Genomic DNA, 4478 nt, shown 5'->3' on the forward strand with positions numbered 1-4478 from the left:
TCCAACGCGGCTTCCAGCTCACGGACGCGTGCGAGCAACTGCTCGACCATCGCCTCCAACGCCCCTGAACCCGCCACACCAAGATCATCTCAAACCCGCCCCAAAGCACCGACACCGACCACCAACCAGCTGAACAGCTACGGGAAAGGGTCCAGAACTCGCCGTCTGCTGGGCGTGAGTTCAACTTGCTCTGGTTCGGCCAGTCGGTGAGCATGATCGGGGACCGGATCACGGTACTGGTCGTTCCGACGATGATGGTGTTCACCATGTCGGCATCGGCCTTCGATGTCGGACTCACGACCACCGCGCAGTACATCGCCTACCCGGTACTCGGGCTGGTGGCCGGTGCGGTGATCGACCGCTGGGGTCGCCGGTGGTTGATGATCGCGTGCGACCTGGCTCGGGTGGTGACCCTGGCCGTCATTCCCGTGGCCTATTGGTGTGGATGGCTCACCATGCCACTGCTGCTACTGTGTGGTAGTCGTCAGTGTAGGCACCGTGTTCTTTAATGTCGGGTACCTGGCCGTCGTCCCTGCCGTGGTCGACACTCCCGACCTGGTCCGCGCGAATTCCCGGTTGGAAACGAGCCAGACCGTCGCCAAGCTGATCGGCCCGGCTGTCGCGGGCATGGCTTTCCAGGTATTGGGCATCGCAGCGTTGATCGTGGATGCCGCCAGCTTTCTGTGCTCAGCGGGGTCTCTGCGGATGATGAAGCCGTGTGGCGGGCGCAAGAGCAGCAGCGAACCGCTCGGGTCGCGCTTGAGCCTCGGGTTCCGGGTGATCTGGAAGGACGCCGGTACTCCGTCGTTGCGCGGTGGGGACCCTGGTGGCGAACCTCGGCGGATCGGTATATCTGACCGTTCTTCCGATATTGGCCTACGAAGGTAAACATTCAGCCGTTTGGCGGGTTTTCGGTGTGTGACGCGGCGGTGGTGAGGGCTGGTTTGTTGGGTCGCCAGCTTGTGTAGCCGTGTTGATGGTCGGGTTGGGCGAGGAGCATGCCTGCTTGTTCCAGTGTTGCTGCGGCACGGTCGATGGCCTCGCGTGATAGTGCGGTCCTTTTCTGCAGGCCAAATGGTGTGACCCAGCTGATTCCGCCACCGTGGGAGTAACCCATCTCGGCCAGGTGGCATGTGTCTGATGTGGCGACCACGATGGCGGCGAACACCACCAGCGCGTCGGGGTCGGTGAGCGCGCCGATCATGGCCGTGGCGTCGGGTTCGGTCATGACAGCACGATAACGGCGGCTGCCCCATGGTCCGGGGCGGTATCGGGTTGCGTTGTGGGCATTGGTTTTCGGGTGTGGGTGTGAGCGTGGTTTGATCACCGGGTGCTCGCGCCGCTGGTGACCCGCTACCCGATGGTCGCGTTGGTCGCGGTGATCGTCGAGCAGGCCACGCGGATCGAGGAACTAGCGGCGGCGAACGAGATGTTGACCGCGAAACTCGCCGGGCTCGAGCATCTGTATTCGCGTAACAGCAAGAATTCCTCGATGCCGCCCTCCGGTGACGATGCCCCCGGCAAGACACCGCCACCGCCCTCGGCGAAACCCGGTGGTCAGGGCCGCAAACGTGGCAAGCAGCCCGGTGCGGCGGGCACGCATCTGGAGTTCCGGGTACGTCCCGACGCACGCGAGGACCGGTATCCCGAGGGCGCGTGCGGGTGTGGCGCCGACCTCGCGGACGCGGTAGACCGGGGGATCGTCGACAGCTACCAGCAGCACGAGATCCCCGAAGTCAGCGTGAAGGTCACCCAGTACGACATGCACACCGTGACCTGTGGGTGCGGCCGCACCCACACCGCCACCCGCCCGGAGGGGGCACGGCCCGGCAAGGTGGGCTACGGCCCGAATCTGCAGGCGTTCGCGGTGTATCTGATGGTGGTCCAGCACCTTCCGACGCACCGGTGCGTGGCGTTGCTGGAGGCGCTGACCGGCGCGAAACCGAGCCCGGGATTCGTGCACGGGATGCTTGCCCGGGTCGCGGGACTGCTGGGTGAGGTCGACAAGCGCATCCGCGCCCTGATCACGCTCGCCTACGCGGTGTGCTGCGAGGAGACCCCGCTGCGGGTCGGGCCGCGCACACCGAAACCAGGCCGCAAGAAAGCCGAGAAATACCTGCTGGTCGCGTGCACCGACCTCTACACCCACTACCTGCTCGGCGACCGCGACCTCGACACCTTCAAAGCGTCCGTGCTGGCCGAGATCGCCGGCACCGACACCGTCATCGTGCACGACCGCTACCAGAACTACGACTCCGCCGAACTCGGCGAGTTCATCCACCAGCTCTGCACCCAGCACCTGCTGCGCGACCTCGCCGGAGCCGGCGAGGTCTACCCCGACGCCCAGTGGCCCGCCCAGATCGCCGACGCGCTGCGCGGGCTGATCCACGAAGCCAACCGCGCCCGCCGCGACGGCCGCACCGCCATCGACGAGCAGGTCAAAACAGAACTGACACAACGATTCCGTGATGGCGTGCTGGTCGGGTTGTCCGACACGACCAACCACGGCAGCCGTCCCGGCGAACGCAAAACCCGTCTCCTGCTGGAAGTTTTGCGCGACCGAACCGCCGACGTGCTGCGCTTCGCCGACGACCTCCGCGTCCCGCCCACCTCCAACCAGGCCGAACGCGACCTGCGCCCAGCCAAACTTCAACAGAACATCTCCGGCCGACTCACCAGCGACAAACGCACCCAGGACCGCTACACCATCCGCGGCTACATCTCCACCGCCGTCAAACACGGAGCCGGAGCCATCAACGTCCTCCGCGACGCCCTCACCGGCAAACCCTGGATGCCACCCGACCCGGTCCCCGCCTGAAACCCACACCCATCAAACAACAGCCGACCAGCACACACCCGGTCGGCCACCCCGCCATGCCCATCACCAGCAACCACGCCGACCGCTGAATGTTTACCTACGAAGGGCTCGGCATGTCGGCGGGCAGCTACGGGGCCGTCCTGTCGATAGCTGCGCCGGGTGCTATTGCTGGAGCGGTTTTCGCGCCGAAAATCACACGTCGCTTCGGAGTCGGCAGGGCGATGACGACCGCAGCATTCGCCGAACCCGTATTCATTCTCGGCGTCGCGGCGACTCCGGCGCTCCCGGCAAGCGTCGTGCTCGCCGCGTCCGGGATGTGCGCCGGGTTCTTTCAGACACTTTACGTCATCAATTCCGTATCGGTCAGGCAGGCCCGCGTGGGTGCAGCGGAGCAGACGGCCATGCACGCCACCTATCGCACCCTCATCTACGGAGTCGTGCCGCTCGGCGCCTTCGCCGGCGGCAGCGCGGTCTCCTTGCTGACGCCGGAACTCGGCCCCTTGGGCGCAGCGAAGTCCGTGGTGCTCGGTTCGGCCGTCGTCGCGATGATCGCGGCGCTACCACTGCTCGGGATCCAGGGCTTGCTCGGGTTCGAGCAGCGTCAGAGCTGATCTTGAGCCGCTGCCAGCCGAGCGGCGATAGTGGTCAGAATCGATCGCGAGGTGGCGAAATTCAGGCGAACGTGGCCGGTTCCGCCTTCCCCGCACTCGGCGCCGTCAAGGGTCGACACCTCGGCGTGCTGGGCGAAGTACCGGCCTGGCGTGACGTCGCCGAGCGCCAGCTTCCGGCAGTCCAGCCAGCCGAGGTAGGTCCCGTCCGGTGGGGTGTAGCGGATCGCCGACGCGCTCAGCAGGTCGCCCAGCAGCCTGCGGTTCCTGTCCAGGTGACCAAGCAACGCGTGCAGCCACGAGCGTCCGTGCCGATAGGCTGCCGTCGCGGCGATCGCCCCGAGTGTCGACGTCCCGTCGGTGGCCAGCCGGTTGAGCGACCACCACCTGCCCCGGTCGGCGTCGTTACTGAGCACCACCTGGGCGCATTTCAGGCCGGGCAGGTTCCATCCCTTCGACGCCGAAGTCGCGGTCAGGGTGTGCGCCGCGGCCGCCGGTGACACCGACGCGTAGGGAACGTGCCGGTGACCCCGGTAGACGATGGGCGCGTGTACCTCGTCGGCGAACACGCGCCCGTCGTGACGCTCGACCACCTCGCTGATGGCGGCCAGTTCGATCGCGTCGAACACTCGGCCGGTCGGGTTGTGCGGGTTGCACAGCAGGAGCAGGCGCCCGCCGCCGGCGAGCAGGTGACCGAGCAGGTCCAGGTCGTAGGTGTAGCCGAGGTCGGACGACACCAGCGCCATCTCGACGACTGGCCGGCCGAGCAGCCCCGGTACCCGCAGGAACGGCGGGTACGCGGGGGTCGGCACGATGACCGGCGCACCGGGCCGGGAGAAGTGCTCGACGGCGATGTGGAGCGCTCGCAGGATGTCCGGCAGGAGCTGGACGTCGGCCTGCTGCACGTTCCAGCCGTAGATGCCCCTATGGATGTCAAGCGGCGGCGGGTTCTGATTGGCCGCTCGACGTGGGTGCCGGATCGGTGATCAAGTAGTAGATCTCCCGCGCGATGTAGCGCTTGAGGCAGCGGATGGCCTCGCGACGGGTCTTGC

At 66.6% G+C, this 4478-nt stretch carries 6 protein-coding genes; 4 read left to right on the forward strand and 2 right to left on the reverse strand.

Annotation, left to right across the window (positions count from 1 at the left end; genetic code table 11):
* Nucleotides 1-185: 185 nt before the first annotated feature.
* Entirely contained in the window at nucleotides 186-509 is a 324-nt protein-coding gene (locus VJT49_RS07695; protein WP_324164022.1) for an MFS transporter, read from the forward strand.
* On the forward strand, nucleotides 499-888 hold the full coding sequence (locus tag VJT49_RS07700; RefSeq protein WP_324164023.1) for a hypothetical protein: 390 nt from the start codon (nucleotides 499-501) through the stop codon (nucleotides 886-888). The genes VJT49_RS07695 and VJT49_RS07700 overlap by 11 nt, the downstream gene beginning before the upstream one ends.
* A gap of 4 nt (nucleotides 889-892) precedes the next feature.
* Here the strand turns inward: VJT49_RS07700 and VJT49_RS07705 are convergent, their stop codons facing one another.
* Entirely contained in the window at nucleotides 893-1228 is a 336-nt protein-coding gene (locus VJT49_RS07705) for a hypothetical protein (protein ID WP_324164024.1), read from the reverse strand.
* 102 nt (nucleotides 1229-1330) lie between these two features.
* On the opposite strand from VJT49_RS07705, the gene tnpC reads away from it, so the two are divergent.
* On the forward strand, nucleotides 1331-2818 hold the full coding sequence (gene tnpC, locus VJT49_RS07710; RefSeq protein WP_324164025.1) for an IS66 family transposase: 1488 nt from the start codon (nucleotides 1331-1333) through the stop codon (nucleotides 2816-2818).
* An 89-nt stretch (nucleotides 2819-2907) separates the two neighbouring features.
* Complete coding sequence (locus tag VJT49_RS07715; RefSeq protein ID WP_324164026.1) at nucleotides 2908-3429, forward strand: hypothetical protein; 522 nt, start codon at nucleotides 2908-2910, stop codon at nucleotides 3427-3429.
* Here VJT49_RS07715 and VJT49_RS07720 read toward each other — a convergent pair.
* Nucleotides 3420-4331, reverse strand: coding sequence for a MalY/PatB family protein (locus tag VJT49_RS07720; protein ID WP_324164027.1), 912 nt, complete (start codon nucleotides 4329-4331; stop codon nucleotides 3420-3422). The two genes, VJT49_RS07715 and VJT49_RS07720, sit on opposite strands and share 10 nt — an antisense overlap.
* Nucleotides 4332-4478: the final 147 nt, after the last annotated feature.

The organism is Amycolatopsis sp. (genome assembly GCF_035276945.1).
In the GTDB taxonomy this organism is placed as follows: Bacteria; Actinomycetota; Actinomycetes; order Mycobacteriales; family Pseudonocardiaceae; genus Amycolatopsis_E.

Bases quoted from the DNA above. Each gene is read 5' to 3' on its own strand.
- VJT49_RS07705 (WP_324164024.1), bottom strand. From the start codon at position 1,228: ATGACCGAACCCGACGCCACGGCCATGATCGGCGCGCTCACCGACCCC.
- VJT49_RS07715 (WP_324164026.1), top strand. From the start codon at position 2,908: ATGTTTACCTACGAAGGGCTCGGCATGTCGGCGGGCAGCTACGGGGCC.